Source organism: Mesorhizobium sp. YC-39 (assembly GCF_025753795.1).
Taxonomy (GTDB): Bacteria; Pseudomonadota; Alphaproteobacteria; order Rhizobiales; family Rhizobiaceae; genus Mesorhizobium.
Genome location: NZ_JAOWPS010000002.1, coordinates 812293 through 829031 on the forward strand (window position 1 = coordinate 812293; position 16739 = coordinate 829031).

17 protein-coding genes are annotated in these 16739 nt (G+C 63.2%); 9 read left to right on the forward strand and 8 right to left on the reverse strand.

All coding sequences use genetic code 11. From position 1 onward, the window contains the following. The 3 genes from OHD62_RS13360 to tlpA form a co-directional block, all read right to left on the reverse strand. Positions 1-885, reverse strand: coding sequence for a carbohydrate ABC transporter permease (locus OHD62_RS13360; RefSeq protein ID WP_263783232.1), 885 nt, complete (start codon positions 883-885; stop codon positions 1-3). A gap of 149 nt (positions 886-1034) precedes the next feature. Then, the gene (locus OHD62_RS13365; protein ID WP_263783234.1) at positions 1035-2387 is read right to left on the reverse strand and encodes an extracellular solute-binding protein; all 1353 of its coding nucleotides are present in this window, start codon (positions 2385-2387) and stop codon (positions 1035-1037) included. A 376-nt stretch (positions 2388-2763) separates the two neighbouring features. After that, positions 2764-3444 (reverse strand): thiol:disulfide interchange protein TlpA, encoded by a 681-nt coding sequence (gene tlpA, locus OHD62_RS13370; protein ID WP_263783236.1) that lies wholly within the window; start codon positions 3442-3444, stop codon positions 2764-2766. Positions 3445-3478: 34 nt separating this feature from the next. Between tlpA and argH the strand changes: the two genes are divergently transcribed. The 3 genes from argH (at position 3479) to lysA (ending at position 6478) form a co-directional block, all read left to right on the forward strand. Next, the gene (argH, locus tag OHD62_RS13375) at positions 3479-4879 is read left to right on the forward strand and encodes an argininosuccinate lyase (protein WP_263783237.1); all 1401 of its coding nucleotides are present in this window, start codon (positions 3479-3481) and stop codon (positions 4877-4879) included. 71 nt (positions 4880-4950) lie between these two features. After that, entirely contained in the window at positions 4951-5157 is a 207-nt protein-coding gene (locus OHD62_RS13380; protein ID WP_263783238.1) for a hypothetical protein, read from the forward strand. 52 nt (positions 5158-5209) lie between these two features. Beyond that, positions 5210-6478 (forward strand): diaminopimelate decarboxylase, encoded by a 1269-nt coding sequence (gene lysA / locus OHD62_RS13385; RefSeq protein ID WP_263783239.1) that lies wholly within the window; start codon positions 5210-5212, stop codon positions 6476-6478. Between the two features lie 22 nt (positions 6479-6500). On the opposite strand, the gene OHD62_RS13390 is transcribed toward lysA, so the two are convergent. Continuing rightward, positions 6501-6803 carry an ArsR/SmtB family transcription factor gene (locus OHD62_RS13390; protein ID WP_263783241.1) on the reverse strand — a complete coding sequence of 101 codons (303 nt, stop codon included), beginning with the start codon at positions 6801-6803 and terminating at the stop codon, positions 6501-6503. A gap of 56 nt (positions 6804-6859) precedes the next feature. On the opposite strand from OHD62_RS13390, the gene OHD62_RS13395 reads away from it, so the two are divergent. From OHD62_RS13395 to OHD62_RS13405, 3 genes are all read left to right on the forward strand, one after another. After that, a complete protein-coding gene (locus OHD62_RS13395; RefSeq protein ID WP_263783242.1) occupies positions 6860-7795 on the forward strand; it encodes a threonine/serine dehydratase in 936 nt (311 codons plus the stop codon). A gap of 139 nt (positions 7796-7934) precedes the next feature. Beyond that, positions 7935-10553 carry a TIGR02302 family protein gene (locus tag OHD62_RS13400; RefSeq protein ID WP_263783243.1) on the forward strand — a complete coding sequence of 873 codons (2619 nt, stop codon included), beginning with the start codon at positions 7935-7937 and terminating at the stop codon, positions 10551-10553. Between the two features lie 41 nt (positions 10554-10594). Further along, the gene (locus tag OHD62_RS13405; RefSeq protein WP_263783244.1) at positions 10595-10963 is read left to right on the forward strand and encodes a VOC family protein; all 369 of its coding nucleotides are present in this window, start codon (positions 10595-10597) and stop codon (positions 10961-10963) included. Positions 10964-10983: 20 nt separating this feature from the next. Here the strand turns inward: OHD62_RS13405 and OHD62_RS13410 are convergent, their stop codons facing one another. After that, positions 10984-11841 (reverse strand): LysR substrate-binding domain-containing protein, encoded by an 858-nt coding sequence (locus OHD62_RS13410; RefSeq protein ID WP_263783245.1) that lies wholly within the window; start codon positions 11839-11841, stop codon positions 10984-10986. A gap of 282 nt (positions 11842-12123) precedes the next feature. Between OHD62_RS13410 and OHD62_RS13415 the strand changes: the two genes are divergently transcribed. Next, complete coding sequence (locus tag OHD62_RS13415; RefSeq protein WP_263783246.1) at positions 12124-13074, forward strand: DMT family transporter; 951 nt, start codon at positions 12124-12126, stop codon at positions 13072-13074. A gap of 63 nt (positions 13075-13137) precedes the next feature. Here OHD62_RS13415 and OHD62_RS13420 read toward each other — a convergent pair whose 3' ends face one another. From OHD62_RS13420 to OHD62_RS13430, 3 genes are all read right to left on the reverse strand, one after another. Then, positions 13138-13509 (reverse strand): response regulator, encoded by a 372-nt coding sequence (locus OHD62_RS13420; RefSeq protein ID WP_263783247.1) that lies wholly within the window; start codon positions 13507-13509, stop codon positions 13138-13140. Positions 13510-13573: 64 nt separating this feature from the next. Next, on the reverse strand, positions 13574-14116 hold the full coding sequence (hpt, locus tag OHD62_RS13425; RefSeq protein ID WP_263783248.1) for a hypoxanthine phosphoribosyltransferase: 543 nt from the start codon (positions 14114-14116) through the stop codon (positions 13574-13576). A 77-nt stretch (positions 14117-14193) separates the two neighbouring features. Then, on the reverse strand, positions 14194-14838 hold the full coding sequence (locus OHD62_RS13430) for a hypothetical protein (RefSeq protein ID WP_263783249.1): 645 nt from the start codon (positions 14836-14838) through the stop codon (positions 14194-14196). Positions 14839-15029: 191 nt separating this feature from the next. Between OHD62_RS13430 and ftsE the strand changes: the two genes are divergently transcribed. Beyond that, entirely contained in the window at positions 15030-15689 is a 660-nt protein-coding gene (ftsE, locus tag OHD62_RS13435; RefSeq protein WP_006328438.1) for a cell division ATP-binding protein FtsE, read from the forward strand. Continuing rightward, positions 15682-16671: a cell division protein FtsX gene (locus OHD62_RS13440; RefSeq protein WP_263783250.1), complete on the forward strand. Its 990-nt coding sequence runs from the start codon at positions 15682-15684 to the stop codon at positions 16669-16671. Before ftsE ends, OHD62_RS13440 begins: the two co-directional genes overlap by 8 nt. Positions 16672-16739 lie beyond the last annotated feature (68 nt).

Genomic DNA, 16739 nt, shown 5'->3' on the forward strand with positions numbered 1-16739 from the left:
TCACCGGTAATGCACGCGCCGCTCGATGAAGCGGAACTGGAAGATGGTCAGCACGACGATGAGCAGCATCAAAATGATGCTCTGCGCGGCGGCGCCCGAATAATCCAGGCCTTTGAAACCGTCCGAATAGATCTTGTAGACCATCAGATTGGTGGCGTTCGCCGGCCCCCCTGATGTCATGATGTCGACGATGCCGAAGGAATCCTGGAAGCTCTCGGTGATGTTGATGACCAGCAGGAAGAAGATGGTCGGCGTGATCAGCGGGAACTGGATGTCCCAGAAACGCCTGATGACGCCGGACCCGTCCATCGCCGCCGCCTCGATCAGCGAGCGCGGGATGGCCTGGAACGCGGCAAGGAAGAAGATGAAGTTATAGCCGACATATTTCCAGGAAAAGGCCGCGATGATGGAAGCCATGGCGTCAGCGCCATCAAGGCCGGGATCCCAGAACCCAGGCCACATCCGGTTGACCACGGCCATGAAGCCGGCCTCGGGCGCCAGGATGAAGCGGAAGGCGAGCGCCAGCGCAGGTGCTGCAATGCCATAGGGCCAGATCAGCACGACCCGGTAGAAGCGCGAGCCGGCAAGCTGCCGGTCGGTGAGCGCGGCGAGCACCAGCGCAATGAACATCGCCAGCCCGGTGCTGATGGCGGCAAAGACAAGGCTGGCGGTGATCGAATTCCAGTAGTCGGCACTGGACAGGATCGACCGGAAATTGTCGAGCCCAACCCAGATGTTGCCGCCGCCCCAGGGCTGCTGCAGCGTCAGCGACCAGTAGACAGCCTGGCCGGCCGGCCAATAGAAGAACGTGAAGATGAGTAGAAGTTGCGGCACCGCGAACAGGATGCCGACCGTCCATCTGCTGAAGGTAACGCGTTTTTCCATCGATCCGCCGACGCCGTTGAACCGGCTGTTTTCCAGATATGAAATGGCCGCCCGCCGATCCAAGCATGATCCCGAAAAGTGGGTACCGGTTTTCGGAAGAGATCATGCTCAGACAAGAACCGGCGGACGGCCTGTGCAAACCCTGCCGATCAGGGCAGCGTCTTGTTCGGATAGGTCTGCTGGAAGCGGTCGAGGATGGCGTCGCCATTCTTGACCAGCGTGTCGATGCCATCCTGGACGCTGACCTTGTTGGCAAAGATCGCCTGCATCTGCGTGCCGAACTCGGCGCGGATCTGGGTGAAATTGCCGAGGCGGATGCCGCGGGTGATCTCGGTCGGTTCGGAAGCCGTCAGGCTGGCGATCGCGGTTTCGCGGCCCTTGTAGGGCGCCTTGTCGTAGAAACCGTTGGCCTTCATGTAGTCGAAGCCCGACTTCGTCACCGGGATGTAGCCGGTGTTGGTCGACCAGAACAAAGCGGTCTTGGGATCGTGGATGAAGTTGAGGAACGCAGCCGCGCCCTTGTATTCCGCATCCGACTTACCGGAGAGAACCCAGAGCGAGGCGCCGCCGACGAGCGAATTCTTGCGCTCGGTGCCGGCATAGGTCGGCAGCTCGGCGACGTCCCAGTTCAAGCCTTCCTTCTTGGTCTTGGTAACCGTACCATGGTCGCCGACCGACGACAAAATGACCTCACAGGTGCCGGAGGCGAAGGCCTGGACCATGTCTTGGCCGAGATCCTTGGATTTGATCTTGATGAGACCTTCGTCGTACCACTTCTTGAGGTCGCCGACATACTGCACGAACTTGGTCTTGTTGACTTCAAGGCGGGCGTCGAGGCCGTCATAACCGTTATTCTCAGTCGCGATAGGCTGGTTATGGATGGCAGAGAACTGCTCCATCAACTGCCAGCTTTCATTGGCCGAGATGTTGATCGCCATCGGGCATTCATAGCCGGCATCCTTCAGCGCCTTGAGATCGGCACCGACATCTTCCCAGGTCTTCGGCGCCTCGGTCTTGCCGATCTTGGCGAAGGCATCCTTGTTCCAGTACATCAGCGCGGTCGACGAGTTGAACGGGAACGACAGCATCTCGCCCTTCGAGGTCGCGTAATAGCGTGCGATGCCGGGGAAATAATCGCTGTAGTCGATCTTGTAGCCGTTCTCCTCCATCAGTCTGTCGGCAGGCTTGTACGCGCCCGAAAGCATCATGGTGGCGGTGCCGACATCATAGACCTGGACGACGGTAGGCTGCTTGCCGGCACGGAATGCCGCGATCGTGTTCTGCAGCGTGGCGTCGTAATTGCCCTGGCTGGTGCAGACGACTTCATAGTCCTTCTGCGATTCGTTGAAGTTCTTGCACAAGGTCTGGACGACGCGCTCGAGGTCGCCCGAAAGACCGAACCAGAAATCGAACTTGGCCGGCGCGGCGATCGCGGGCAGCGCCAATGAAACGCTGATTGTGCCGGCGGCAAGAGCCGCCAGGCCGTGTTTGATCATCGACATGAACTCATTCCCTGTTGAGTGGCTTGGCCCTGTTGAGTGGCTTGGTGCAGGATCGTTGCGCAGGTCCCTGACCGTCTCTTAGAGAAAGTATGTGACAGTTCTGTTGTGCCTTTTTCGCACCTGTGGACAGGCGATTTCCCTACCCGCGATGCGTATTGAGCCGACCTGGAAGGGATGAAACCGGAGCTGACGCGTGTTCCGCTTGCCCAGCGCCGCGAAGCGGGCGATCCGGCATCGGTCGGACGGATCGACCGGTTCTTCACGCGTGGGCTTATCGCCACCAAACCCGCGGTCCTTCCGGCCCGACGGACGCCCGAGCTCCGATCACGAGGCGCTTGTGGTGACCGTTCGCGTTGCGTGACGCGAGCGTCTTGGCTTAGTTTGTCAGTGCCGTCTCGACCAGCCGTTTGGCGTCCGGGCTCGACCATTCGGCCGGGCCGTTCATATGGGCGATCAGGCAGCCTTCGCCATCAATCAGCATGGTGACGGGAAGGCCAAGTGCCAGACCGCGTGTCTTGACGTCGTTGAACAGCGCCATTGTCGCATCGCGGTAGAATCCGAGGCCTTCGACGCCGATGTCACTGAGGAACTTCTTCGGCTTGGCATCGTCGCCGGCATCGACATTGACAGCCACGACCTGGAAGGCGTCGCTGCCTTTGTCCTTTTGCAGCGCATCGAGCGCCGGCATTTCGGCGCGGCAGGGCGCGCACCATGTCGCCCACAGATTGAGCAGCACCGTCTTTCCGGCGTGGTCGGCGAGCGTCATCGGCTTGCCGTCGGGGCCATTGAAGGCGAGGCTTTTCAGCGATTGCGGCGGGTCAGCCGGCAAAAGAGCCGCGACCTGGCCGGTGGCGGCGGCGGCAACCTTCTTGGCGCGGTCGGCCTTGGCGGCGCAGGCGATATCGTCCTTGCTGCCGCCAGCGGCCACCTCAGCGGGTGCGTTGTTGCCAGAACCGCTCTCGCTGACATATACCGCGACCGCGCCCGCCAGCACGCCCGCCACCAAGGCGGCGAGGATGAGGCGCGGGGCCGGGAAGAATTTATTGCCGTCTGCCATGTCTTAAAACTGCTCCGGAGCACGGGTTATAGCGATGAGCGACAAGAAGGCCAGCAACCAGATGTGGGGCGGACGTTTTGCCTCGGGTCCGGCCGCGATCATGGAGGCGATCAACGCATCGATCTCGTTCGACCGCAAACTCTACGCACAGGACATCAGAGGTTCGATCGCCCACAGCGAGATGCTGGCGCAAACGGGCATTATTTCGGCGGCCGATCAAGAAAAAATCGCTCACGGACTGAACACGATCCTGACAGAGATCGAGGCCGGCAGCTTCGAGTTCTCGACCCGGCTGGAGGACATCCACATGAATGTCGAGGCCCGCCTTGCCGAACTGATCGGTCCGGCCGCCGGCCGCCTGCACACCGCCCGCTCGCGCAACGACCAGGTGGCGGTCGACCTGAGGCTCTGGGTCAAGGACGAATGTTTCCGCGTCGCCGAGGCGCTGAAGGGCTTGATCGCAGCGTTCCTGGAGCGGGCCGAAGAGCACGCGGCAACGGTCATGCCGGGCTTCACCCACATGCAGGCGGCGCAGCCAGTCACCTTCGGCCATCACTGCATGGCCTATGTCGAGATGTTCTCGCGCGATTTGTCGCGCGTTCGCGACGCCATCGAACGGATGGACGAAAGCCCGCTGGGGGCCGCCGCCCTTGCCGGCACCAGCTTTCCCATCGACCGGCACCGGACGGCCAAGGCGCTCGGCTTCCGCGAGCCGATGCGCAATTCTCTCGATGGCGTTTCGGACCGCGATTTCGCGCTGGAATTCCTGGCAATCACGGCGATCTGCGCCACGCATCTGTCGCGGCTGGCCGAAGAGATCATCATCTGGTCGACGCCGCAATTCGGCTTCGTCAGGCTGTCGGACTCATTTTCAACCGGCTCCTCGATCATGCCGCAGAAGAAGAATCCCGACGCCGCCGAATTGGTGCGCGGCAAGACCGGTCGCGTCACCGGCCATCTTGTCGGCCTGCTGACTGTCATGAAGGGCATGCCGCTGACCTATGGCAAGGACATGCAGGAAGACAAGGAATCCGTATTCGACGCCGCCGAAACGCTCGACCTGATGCTGGCGGCGATGACCGGCATGGTGCGCGACATGACGGTGAACGCCGCTGCGATGAAAAAGGCGGCCGGCGCCGGCTATTCAACGGCCACCGATCTTGCCGACTGGCTGGTGCGCACGCTCGGCCTGCCCTTCCGCGAGGCGCATCACGTCACCGGCCGCGCCGTAGCACTAGCCGAGGAGAAGAAGGTCGGGCTCGATAGGCTGTCGCTGGAGGATCTGCAGTCCATCCACGCCGGCATCACCGCCGACATCTTTTCGGTGCTTGCCGTGCAGAATTCGGTGAAGAGCCGTATCAGCTTCGGCGGCACCGCACCGTCGGAAGTGAGGAAGCAGATACGCTATTGGAAAAAGCGGCTCGCCAAGGCCTGAGCCAGGGGGTGCAATGCGCCGAAAACTCGGCTAAAAGCGGCGGCGGATAATAGTTTCGGACGGATGGATCGATGACCGGAAGCAGGATTTTGGTGACGCTCGCGCTGCTCGCGGCGATGGTTGCCGTCACGGCCTGCGGCAGGAAAGCCGGTCTCGACACGCCCTATGAGGCGGCCGTGCAGGCCCGCAAGGACGCCGAGAAGGCCAAGCAGCCGCTCCCGCCGGAGCCGGAAAAACCGGTCGAGGACAAGAAATTCATCCTCGACCCGCTGCTCTAGAGCCGATGAGATCAGCCGATCTCATCGTGCTCCAACTTCCGGAACCATTCTCGTGAACCATTTCGACTACCGCGACGGCGTGCTGCATGCCGAGGACGTGGCCATTTCAGACATCGCGGCCAGCGTCGGCACGCCTTTCTACTGTTATTCGACGGCGACGCTGACCAGGCATTTTCGCGTCTTCACTGACGCTTTTGCCGGGCTCGACGCGCTGGTCTGCTACGCCATGAAGGCGAATTCCAACCAGGCGGTGCTGCGGACGCTGGCCAGGCTTGGCGCCGGCGCCGATGTGGTCTCGGAAGGCGAATTGCGCCGGGCGCTCGCCGCCGGCATCCCGGCCAACAAGATCCTGTTTTCGGGCGTCGGCAAGACCGCTCGCGAAATGGACTTCGCGCTCTCGGCCGGCATCCTTTGCTTCAACGTCGAATCCGAACCGGAGCTGGAACTTCTGTCGGCCCGGGCCAACGCACTCGGCAAGGTCGCGCCGGTGTCGCTACGCATCAACCCCGATGTCGATGCCAGGACCCACAAGAAGATCTCCACCGGCAAGGCCGAGAACAAGTTCGGCATTCCCTGGCAGAAGGCGCGAAAGGTCTATGCCCGCGCGGCCGAACTGCCGGGCATCAAGGTCACCGGCATCGACACCCATATCGGCAGCCAGATCACCGAGTTGCAGCCCTTCGACGACGCCTTTGCCCTGCTGGTGGATCTGGTCGGCACGCTGCACGCCGACGGCCACGCCATCGAACACATCGATCTCGGCGGCGGCCTCGGCATTCCCTACCGCGTCGACAACACCCCGCCGCCCTTGCCGGACGCCTATGCCGAGATCGTCAGGAAGCACGTCACCAAGCTCGGGCTGAAGGTGATGTTCGAGCCCGGCCGGCTGATATCAGGCAATGCCGGCATCCTGGTCTCGCAAGTCATCTTCGTGAAGGAAGGCGACGCCAAGAACTTCCTCGTCGTCGATGCCGCCATGAACGACCTGATCCGGCCGACGCTTTACGACGCTTTCCACGACATAAGGCCGGTGGTGCAGCAACCGGCGACGGCGCCGCGCATGACGGTGGATGTGGTCGGCCCGGTCTGTGAGACCGGCGACTATATCGGCCTCGACCGCGACCTGCCCCGGCTGAAGGCCGGCGACCTGATCGCGATTTCCACCGCCGGCGCCTATGGCGCGGTTCAGGCCGGCACTTACAACACCCGGCTTCTGGTGCCGGAAGTACTGGTCGACGGTGACCGTTTCCATGTCGTGCGCCCACGCCAGACCTATGACGAGCTGATCGGACTGGATTCAGTGCCTGATTGGTTGAAGTAGAGCCGCCGGCATCCCGGAAGCGCTACATCCTCCGCAGAACCAGCGCCCTGGTCTCGGCGATCCTGCCCTCGTCGCGGCGATAAAACGTCCACTGCTTGATGCGTTTGCTGCGCAGAAGCCCTGCTTGGGTGAGCACGCGCATATGCTCGCTGAGTGTCGCCTGGGTTATGCCGAGCTTTTCCGCGATCAGCAGCGCGCAGACACCGTCCTCGACCAGATCGCCATCCGCTTGGCGTGGAAAATGGGCGCGCGGGTCTTTCAGCCAGTCGAGGATTTGCAGCCTGCGCTCATTGGCAATCGCTTTGAAAACGTCAACCTCTTGCATTTAGTCATTTTGCTAAGTTACTAAGTAATGTCAATCCTAGGAAACGAGAGCGAGCCATGCCAAATACGATCACGCGCGAACGCATCGCCGCCGTGGAGCCGCGCATCCGACCCTTCGTGCGCCACACGCCGGTGCTGCGCGTCGACATGGCCGATTTCGACCGTCCGGCTCTCGGCGTCGACCTGAAGCTTGAATGCCTGCAGCACTCCGGCTCGTTCAAAGCGCGCGGCGCCTTCACCAATCTTCTCGAACGACCGGTTCCCAAGGCGGGCGTCGTCGCCGCATCGGGCGGCAACCATGGTGCCGCGGTCGCCTATGCCGCCATGCGGCTCGGCCACAAGGCGACCATCTTCGTTCCTGAAGTGAGCCCGCCGGCCAAGTTGGAGCGGATCCGCGGCTACGGCGCCGAGCTAATTGTCGGCGGCGCCCGCTATGCTGAAGCATTGGCCGCCAGCGAAAGCTTCGCCGAAAAGACTGGCGCGCTGCAGATCCACGCCTTCAACCAGGAGGAAACGCTGGTCGGGCAAGGCACGCTCGGTCTCGAGATCGGGAGAGACCTGCCCGAGCTCGACACGCTTCTGGTCGCCGTCGGCGGCGGCGGACTGATCGGCGGCATCGCTGCCTGGTTTGCCGGCCGCATCAGGATCATCGCCGTCGAGCCGGAGGGCGCGCCGACGCTTTACCGTGCCTTCGAGGCCGGGCGGCCCGTCGATGCGCCGGCGGAAGGCATCGCCGCCGATTCGCTGGCGCCCAAGCGCGTCGGCGAAATGATGTTCCCGATCGCCGAGGCCTTCGTCGAACGCTCCATACTGGTCAGCGACGACGACATCATCGCCGCGCAGGCCGCGCTTTGGGACCGGGTGCGAATCATCTCCGAACCGGGCGGTGCCGCGGCCTTCGCGGCGCTCCTGTCGGGCCGCTACGTAGCGTCTGCGGGCGAGCGCATTGCCGTTCTGGTCTGCGGCGCGAACACGAATCCGGCGAAATTCTGACAATAACGGCTGCAATCCCCTTCACGTTTTAGGGAACCGCCTCGCCTTCGCCGTGTTTGCTGGTATTCTTTAGAGCGACGTGCATCCGCTTGGATAGCGTTGTGAGGTTCGGGCCATCCCGCCCGATCAGGAAGGGCCGATGACGCAACGACCCACCTTGAGCAGCGATCGCAGCCTGGCCGGGCGCCTTGCCTTGAGCCGGCTGGCGACGCGGGTTTCCATGACGGTCGAGCGCGGCTGGCCGCTGCTGCTGCCGCTGATCATCGTTGCCAGCCTGTTCCTCAGCGTCTCGTGGCTCGGCCTATTCCCCCTTCTGCCGGACATGGCGCGCATCGGCCTTGTCGCGGCGTTCGGCATTGCAGCCCTTGCCGCGCTCTATCCCTTGCGTTTCTTCCGGATGCCGTCGAGCGCCGAGGTCGACAGGCGCATAGAGGCGGCCAACGAACTGCTCCACAGTCCGGTGCTGGTACAGACTGACCGGCCGAGCGGCAAGGAAAGCGGCTTTTCGCGGGCATTGTGGCGCGAGCATCAGAAGCGCATGGCCGAAAAGCTCGACCACCTCGGCGCCGACCTGCCACGCACACGCGTGCCTGAGCGCGACCCCTGGGGACTGCGCGCCGTGGCGGCGCTTCTGCTCGTCACCGCCTTTGCCTTTTCCTTCGGGCCGTCCGGCGGCCGCATGATGGACGGATTCAGCGCCAATGCGGCGCGTGACGCAGTGCCGCCGCGCATCGACGCCTGGGTGACGCCGCCTGCCTATACCGGCAAGCCGCCGATCTTCCTTACCGCCCCTGTCGCCACTGCCGCCAACGCCAATCAGGCGGCGCCCGCCTTCACCGTGCCGGAAGGCAGTGACGTCTCGCTGCGCGTCACCGGCGGTTCGGGTGAGGAAACGCTGAGTTACGCGGACGCCCGCGGCAATGCCCGCGCCATCGACCCGCAGGCCGCGACAGCCAAGCCGCCGGCAAACCCGGCGCCTCCTTCCGCGGTGCGCCAGTTCACCGGCAAGCTGACGGCCAATGGCACGCTGACGCTGAAATCGGCTGACGACGAACTTGGCCGCTGGGCCTTCGCGGTGATCCCCGACAAGCCGCCGCAGATCCGCTTCGTCGGCGAGCCCAAGCGCGCCGCCAATGGCGCCTTCGAACTCAACTATCAGATCGACGACGACTATGGCGCGGCCACGGCCATCGCTAAGTTCGCCTTGGCCGACCCGCAGGCGCCGAATGCACGCCCGCTTTATGGCTCGCCGGAAATGCCGCTGGCATTGCCGCGCCGCGGCGGCAAGGCCAATGCCGCCAAGACCACGAAGGACCTGACCGAACATGTCTGGGCCGGCGGCAAAGTCAGGCTGACGCTTGTCGCCACCGATGATGCCGGACATACGGCAACCACCGAAATCAAGACGCTGGTGATGCCGGAGCGGCCTTTCCTGAATCCGCTGGCGCGTGCCGTGATCGAGCAGCGCCGTATGCTGGCGCTCGACGCCAATACCAAGAGCCGCGTGCTCGACCTGATGGACGCGATCACGCTCCGGCCCGAAGACACGTTCGACAACATGGCTCACTACCTCGCCATCATGAGCGCCCGCAGCCGCTTGAAGATGGCCGACAGCGACGACCAGTTGCGCGACGAGGTGTCCTATCTCTGGGAGATCGCGCTCGGCATTGAGGAGGGCAATCTGTCGGCGGCCGAGAGGCGGCTGCGCCAGGCGCAGCAGGCGCTGCAGGACGCCATCAAGAACGGCGCCAGCGATGCGGAAATCGACAAGGCGATGAAGGAACTGCGCGAGGCGATGAACCAGTTCCTGCAGGAATTCGCGGCGCGCGCGCAGCAGAACCCGAATGCCCCGCAGATGCAGCAGAATGGCCAGGAACTGCGCCAGAGCGACATCGAACGCATGATGGACCAGATCGAGAATCTGGCGAAATCAGGCGATCGCGACAAAGCGCAGCAGCTACTGTCGCAACTGCAGGACATGATGAACAACCTGCAGGCCGGACGCCAGCAACAGGGTGGTGGCGAGCAGGACAGCGAGATGCGCCAGCAAATGGACAAGCTCGGCGAGATCATGCGGCGCCAGCAGGAGATGATGAACGACACGTTCCGCATGGACCAGATGCAGCGCGGCCAGCGCCAGCGCGGGGAGAACCGCGACGAGCAGCTCGGCGAGAATGGCGAGCAGGGTCCGATGGGCGAAGAGGGCAAGCCCGGCCCGGGCGACGACCGCGATCCGCTTGGCCGGCAGAAGCCGATGACGCCGCAGGAATTCGCCGATGCGCTGAAGCAGTTGCAGGAAGGCCAGGGCAAGCTGCAAAGCGACCTCGAGCAACTGAAGAAAGGCCTCGAGGGTATGGGTCTCGAGCCCAATGAGGGATTTGGCGAGGCCGGCAAATCCATGGGCAATGCCGAACAGTCGCTTGGCGAAGGCGACGGCGATCAGGCTGTCGGCCATCAGGGCCGGGCGCTGGAGGCGTTGCGCAAGGGCGCCAAGGACATGATGAAGCAATTGCAGGCCATGCAGGGCGACCAGGGCGGCGACGGAGAAGGCGGCCGCCAACAGAACGCCGACCGCGACCCGCTCGGCCGGCCGCGCGCCACCCAAGGCCCCGATTTCGGCGAATCGGTGAAGGTGCCGGACGAGATCGATGTCCAGCGCGCCCGCCAGATCCTCGAAGCGATCCGCAAGCGGCTTGGCAATGCGCTCAGCCCCGACATCGAGCGCAGCTATCTTGAGCGGCTGCTGGAGCTGAAATAAACCTCTGCTATTGCCTCAAACATCGAACCATTGAGATCACCATGGTGAAACTCGGCGCCGTCACCCCGATCCTGCGCATGTTCGACATCGCCAAGGCCCATGAGTTCTATGTCGGCTTCCTTGGTTTCGAAGTGCAGTTCGAGCACCGCTTCGACGACAACGCTCCCCTCTATATGGGAATTTCGCGCGACGGCTGCGTGCTGCATCTGAGCGAACATCACGGCGACGGCGCGCCAGGCGCCAACGTGCGGATCGAGGTGGCCGACATTGCGGGGTTGCACCGCGAATTGACGACCAGGAATTACCGCTTCGCCAGGCCGGGGCTTGAAGAGACGCCGTGGAAGACGAGAGAAATCACCGTCGGCGATCCATTCGGCAACCGGCTGACTTTCTACGAGGACATTCGGTAGCAACTTGCTCCACCTTTGCCCTACCGGTTGGTGAACGCCTCGCGGATTGCCTCTTCCATGCCGTCTATGGCCTCGCCGGAGGCGTTCGGATTGCGGCGCAGCACGACATTCGAAGCGTCGATGTCGCCAAACCCGTCGGCGGCGCTCAGCTCACGACAGCCGGCAGGTATGTTGCTGCGCGAGATCGGCGCGATCGCCAGCCCGGAGGTGACGGCGAGCTTGAGGCCGCCATTGGTATCGCTGGTATAGGCGACGCGATAGGCGAGGCCGCGCTGCTCCAGCGATTTGATGGCGAAATCCTTGCACCAGCCGGCACGATTGTAGAGTGCGATCGGCACCGGCCGCTCCTCATGCATGTGATGCAGCTCCGACGTCACCCATACGGTCGGGTCCTGCATCAGCACCTCGCCGCCGGAAAGATCCTGCCATTCGAACACCACCGCCAGATCGAGCTCGCCAGCGGCGAGCGCCGCTACCTGTGCCCAGGAATGCGCGTAGCGGACGGTCACTTCGACCTGAGGATGGCGCTTGGCAAAGGCGCCGAGCGCGCGCGACAGGATGGCGTGGCCATATTCTTCCGGGATGCCGATGCGCACCGGCCCGCCAAGCGGCGCCGCGGCCATCGACGCCGCGGTCTCCTCGAGCAGCGACACGATGCGCCGGGCGTTGCCGATAAGCTCGCCGCCGCGCCGCGTCAGCGCCACGCCGCGCGAGCCGCGCTCAAACAGGCTGTCGCCGACCAGGCTTTCCAGCTTCTTCATCTGCATCGAAACCGCTGACTGGGTGCGGCCGGCCTGCTCGGCCGCCTTGGTGAAATTGCCGGTGTCGGCAACCGCGACGAAGGTGCGCAGCAGGTCGCTGTCGAGGATCGGCCGCATGCTGTCTCGCCATAAGAAAATCTGATTGCAGGCATCATTCCAATTCGTTTGCAACATGTCAAACGCGAGACGATAGTCTGTCCACCCATTGGATATGCAGCCGCGAAATCGGCCGCGGACCAATCTGAAGAGTCCTCACTCATACCCGCTGCCCGAAACGGTGGCGGGTTCTTTTTGAGGCATGTCGCCCAAAAGTGCGCAGCGATTTTGGGACAACGACATGCATAGAAACAAGAAACAGGCACGGTTTTCGGACCGCGCGCAGGGAGCCTGTGAAATCGCATGCAGAACCGGATCGTCCTCGGCATGGCAAGTCTTTGCCTCGGCGTGCTGGTGTTCTCGCTCCAGGATCCGCTGGTCAAGGCCGTGTCGAGCACCTATCCGGTGACCGAGGTGATGGCCATTCGCTCGATCGTCGCCCTGCCGATCCTGATCTTCCTCGTCCATGCCGATGTCGGATTGCAGGCAATACTGTCGAAGCGGTTTGGCATGCTGACGGCGCGCGCCTTCATCCAGTTCTCGTCCTATACCGTCTACTATCTTGCGATCGCCGCCTTGCCATTGGCTGACGCTGTGGCGCTTTACTTCATGGCGCCGCTGTTCATCATGGCGCTGGCCGGACCCTACCTTGGCGAACATGTATCCTGGCGGACGCTAACAACCGTGCTGGTCGGCCTGCTCGGCGTGCTGGTGATGGTGCGGCCCGGCGCCGGTCTGTTCGACTGGGCAGCGCTGCTGTCGCTGGCCTCGGCGGCGCTTTACGGCTTTTCGCAGCTGATGGCCCGCAAGATCGGCGACACCGAATCCTCCACCGTCATGGCGTTTTACCAGAACGGCGCCTATCTGGTGGGTGCTGCGGTGGTCGCCGGACTGTTCTGGCTTGCTGGGGTAACCCACGCAGCACACCCGAGCCTCGAATTCCTCGTCAGGCCATGGATCTGGCCGACGACGGTCGACTTCCTGAAGATGGGCGCCTGCGGCTTCGTCGCCGCCGCCGGGATGATCCTGCTGTCGCAAGCCTACCGGCTGGCGCCCGCCAACCGCGTCGCCACCTTCGAGTACACCGGCATCATCTGGACGCCGCTGTGGGGTTTCCTGTTCTTTGCCGAGGTGCCGCGAGCGACCACCGTCATCGGCGCCGCCCTCATCATCGGCGCTGGCCTGTTCGCGCTCAATGTCAGTCGACGCCGGATCGGCGAACCGGCAATTGCGGCGACCTGCGATCCCGCCTGATCAGAGCATTTTGCAGCCAAATGGAATCATTTGGCGTCCGCATAAATGCGGCTAAACAAATAGTCAGGCGAAACAGGCGAGCGCCTGCTCGATCCGCGCGCGGATTTCGGCCAGCGTGAACGGTTTCTGCACGACATCGCGAATGATGCCGTTCAGTTCCTCGGCGCGTTCGCGCTGGTCGGCATAGCCGGTCATCAGCATGATCTTCATTCCCGGAAACAGACTGGCCGCCGCCTTGGCCATCTCGATGCCGTCCATCTCCGGCATGCGGATGTCGGACAGGACGAGGTCGTAGCCGCCAGATGCGGCGCGGATCAGGGCAAGCCCTTGCGCACCGTCGGCGGCGATGGCAACATTGTGCCCAGCGCGTTCGAGCGCGCGGGCGGCGAGGGTGCGGACGGACTCGTCGTCCTCGACGATCAGGAGCTTTGCCATGGCGCGAATACTTGGCGGGGAAAAGTTGACTTTTCCTGAACTGCAACTGGCGTCGAAGACAAATCTAAGCGTCGCCTTTGACGACACCGACGAAGGGCAATTCGCGAAAGGCGTGGGCGACATCCATGCCGTAGCCGACGACGAAATAGTCGGGACAGTCGAAGCCGACATAATCGGCACTGAGCGCGGTCTGGCGCCGCATGCGCTTGTCGAGCAGCACGGCGATGGCGCAGCTTTTGGCGCCGCGCGACAACATCAGGTCGCGGGTGAAGGACAGCGTCTTGCCGGATTCGAGGATGTCGTCGATCAACAGCACGTCGCGGCCGGCGACTTCATTGTCGATGTCGCGCAGCACCCTCACCTCGCCGCTGGTGGTACCGGCGCCGTAGCTGGAGATAAAGATGAACTCGACCTCGGGGGACAGGCCGGCATCATGCATGGCGCGGATGAGATCGGCGGCGAAGATGAACGAGCCTTTCAGCACCGAAATCACCAGAAGATCCTGGTAGTCGTGGCCGGCGATCTCCTTGGCCAGTTCCAGATTGCGGCGGGCGATCGCCGATGCCGAAAACAGGACTTCGATGTCCTTGCCGCGCACGATTGGCATTCTTCGCTTTCCCCAAATGACCGCCTGGGTATGTTGCTATTGAGGTCAGGCCGGCATCACCTGAATATCAACACACCCTAACTGGCGAAAGTGACCGAGACGGTCTTCACGCCGTTTCTAGGCACGTCGAGCCGGCTGGAAAAGCCAAATCTTTCGCCGGGCGCCAGCGGACGATTGGACGTCCCCAGCGTGTAGCGGGCGATGCGCCCGTCATTGCCGGTGACCCGGATTTCCAGTGGTGGCAATTGCGCAACCTTCGTCCCGTCATTGCTCGCCTCGGCATTGACGAGCAGCACCGGATCGGGGCCGGACGCATCGACGCGGGAGGTGACGCCGGAAATGCTGAGTGCGACACCGACCGGCTGCTCGACAGCCCAGAAGGGCGCATGGCGCACCAGCGCGTGGCCACCCGAGACCCAGAAGGCCGCAAAGGCAGCGCTGAGGCCGGCGATCCAGAAGATCGGCCCGCCGCGCGACGCCAGCGGCCGCTCCGCGGCGGCTTCGGGCTTACGCAACATGCCCATGCCTTCGATCGGTGGCGTGTCGATCACGCGCGAAGGCGGCGATGAAGGATCGATACCTGGAGCGGCGCCCGGCAGGACTTCGTAGTCGGCTTCGACAATATCATCGGCTGGACCACGCATGACGCGTTCCGGCACGACGGCCATATCCGTCATGATTTCGCCGGAAACCGGGCGCGCGGTTCGATCCTCAGCCATCATGGCCCAGCACTACACCACTTGTTCGCTCTTCGTTTCTTTTGCGTAAACGGAAATGGTTAACGCTTCCCCTCCGGAATCCCTGTGACGAACCGAAAAACATCGAAAATTAACCAAGGGTTAACCATGCCGGCCGATGGTCTTTTCCAGGAAAAGGCTGGCGTTTCGCCACCGCAAGTTTCAGGTCGTCGAACGTGATCCGCTTCGAAAATGTCGGCCTCCGCTATGGCATGGGTCCGGAAATTCTCCGCGACATTTCCCTGCACATACCGGAGCGTTCCTTCCAGTTCCTGAGCGGGCCTTCGGGCGCCGGCAAGACGACGCTGCTGCGGCTTTTGTTCATGTCGCTCAAGCCGACGCGCGGGTTGATCACCATCTTCGGCAAGGACCGCTCGCGCATCTCGCGCGCCGAACTGCCGCATCTCAGGCGGCGCATCGGCGTGGTGTTCCAGGACTTTCGCCTGCTCGACCACATGACGACCTACGAGAATGTCGCCTTGCCGCTGCGCGTGCGCGGGCGCGAGGAGATGAGCTACCGCACAGACGTCACCGAATTGCTGAAATGGGTCGGCCTCGGCGAACGCATGCATGTGCTGCCGCCGGTGCTGTCGGGCGGCGAGAAGCAGCGCGCCGCGATCGCCAGGGCGCTGATCGAGCAGCCCGAGATCCTGCTGGCCGACGAGCCGACCGGCAATGTCGACCCGCCATTGGCGCGACGCCTGCTCAGGCTGTTTATCGAACTCAACCGGCTGGGCACCGCGGTGGTGATCGCAACGCACGACCTCGGCCTGATGGAGCAGGTCGACGCGCGGCGCATGATTCTGGCCGGCGGAAGGTTGGATATCTATGACTGACCTTCCCGCTGAACATCTCCAGGATCAGGGCATCGAAGAGACCGGGATAAAACCCCGCGCCCAGCGCAAGATGGCGCCGATCGTGCCGGCGCAGAACATCGCTGGCCGGGCGCTGGTGCTGGTGATCGCCATCATGACGTTCCTGTCCTGCCTGACCTTCGGCGCGGTGACGCTGGTGCGCGACACCGCCTCGGTCTGGGAGAACCAGATTTCGCGCGAGGCGACGATCCAGATCAAGCCGGTCGAAGGTCTCGACATGGAGGCTGCCCTCGCCCAGGCCTCCGGGATCGCCGGCGAATTTCCGGGCGTCAAGGCCACAAGGATCATCGACCGCGACGCCACGGCACGGCTTTTGGAGCCGTGGCTGGGCTCGGGTCTCAACATCGACGAACTGCCGGTGCCGCGTCTGATCATCGTCACCATCGACGAGAACAACCCGCCCGACTTCGCCGCCATGCGCGCGGCGATCACACCGAAGCTGCCGAGCGCGTCCCTCGACGACCATCGCACTTGGGTCGATCGTCTGGTCGCCATGGCCCGCACCACGGTGACCATCGGCATTGCCGTGCTGGCGCTGATGCTGTCGGCGACCGTGCTGACCGTGGTGTTCGCCACGCGCGGTGCCATGGCCGGTAATGGCCACATCATTGAGGTGCTGCATTTCGTCGGCGCCGAGGCGCGCTTCATCGCTCGCGAATTCCGCCATCATTTCCTGGTCACCGGCATGAAGGGCGCGGCCGCCGGCGGTGCGGCGGCAATACTCGTCTTCATCGTCTTCTCATGGTGGTCGTCGCGCAACATGGCGACGCCGCAGGCCGACCAGGCGACTGCCCTGTTCGGCAATTTCGCCATCGGTTCGGCCGGCTATTTCGGCGTCGCCCTCATGGTGCTGATCATCGGCGCACTGACGGCGGCGACCTCCCATGTCACCGTCGTTGCCTATCTCAGCGACATCGATGTTCGCCAGCCTGACGGCGGCTAATGCATGCTGCCCAAAAATGGAAACCGGTTTTGACGACGACATGCACAAAAGGATCGATCACGGATGAA

Bases quoted from the DNA above. Each gene is read 5' to 3' on its own strand.
- OHD62_RS13415 (WP_263783246.1), top strand. From the start codon at position 12,124: ATGCAGAACCGGATCGTCCTCGGCATGGCAAGTCTTTGCCTCGGCGTG.
- OHD62_RS13380 (WP_263783238.1), top strand. From the start codon at position 4,951: ATGACCGGAAGCAGGATTTTGGTGACGCTCGCGCTGCTCGCGGCGATG.
- OHD62_RS13440 (WP_263783250.1), top strand. From the start codon at position 15,682: ATGACTGACCTTCCCGCTGAACATCTCCAGGATCAGGGCATCGAAGAG.
- OHD62_RS13410 (WP_263783245.1), bottom strand. From the start codon at position 11,841: ATGCGGCCGATCCTCGACAGCGACCTGCTGCGCACCTTCGTCGCGGTT.
- OHD62_RS13400 (WP_263783243.1), top strand. From the start codon at position 7,935: ATGACGCAACGACCCACCTTGAGCAGCGATCGCAGCCTGGCCGGGCGC.
- tlpA (WP_263783236.1), bottom strand. From the start codon at position 3,444: ATGGCAGACGGCAATAAATTCTTCCCGGCCCCGCGCCTCATCCTCGCC.
- OHD62_RS13390 (WP_263783241.1), bottom strand. From the start codon at position 6,803: ATGCAAGAGGTTGACGTTTTCAAAGCGATTGCCAATGAGCGCAGGCTG.
- OHD62_RS13360 (WP_263783232.1), bottom strand. From the start codon at position 885: ATGGAAAAACGCGTTACCTTCAGCAGATGGACGGTCGGCATCCTGTTC.
- OHD62_RS13405 (WP_263783244.1), top strand. From the start codon at position 10,595: ATGGTGAAACTCGGCGCCGTCACCCCGATCCTGCGCATGTTCGACATC.
- argH (WP_263783237.1), top strand. From the start codon at position 3,479: ATGAGCGACAAGAAGGCCAGCAACCAGATGTGGGGCGGACGTTTTGCC.
- hpt (WP_263783248.1), bottom strand. From the start codon at position 14,116: ATGCCAATCGTGCGCGGCAAGGACATCGAAGTCCTGTTTTCGGCATCG.
- OHD62_RS13420 (WP_263783247.1), bottom strand. From the start codon at position 13,509: ATGGCAAAGCTCCTGATCGTCGAGGACGACGAGTCCGTCCGCACCCTC.
- OHD62_RS13365 (WP_263783234.1), bottom strand. From the start codon at position 2,387: ATGTCGATGATCAAACACGGCCTGGCGGCTCTTGCCGCCGGCACAATC.
- OHD62_RS13430 (WP_263783249.1), bottom strand. From the start codon at position 14,838: ATGATGGCTGAGGATCGAACCGCGCGCCCGGTTTCCGGCGAAATCATG.
- OHD62_RS13395 (WP_263783242.1), top strand. From the start codon at position 6,860: ATGCCAAATACGATCACGCGCGAACGCATCGCCGCCGTGGAGCCGCGC.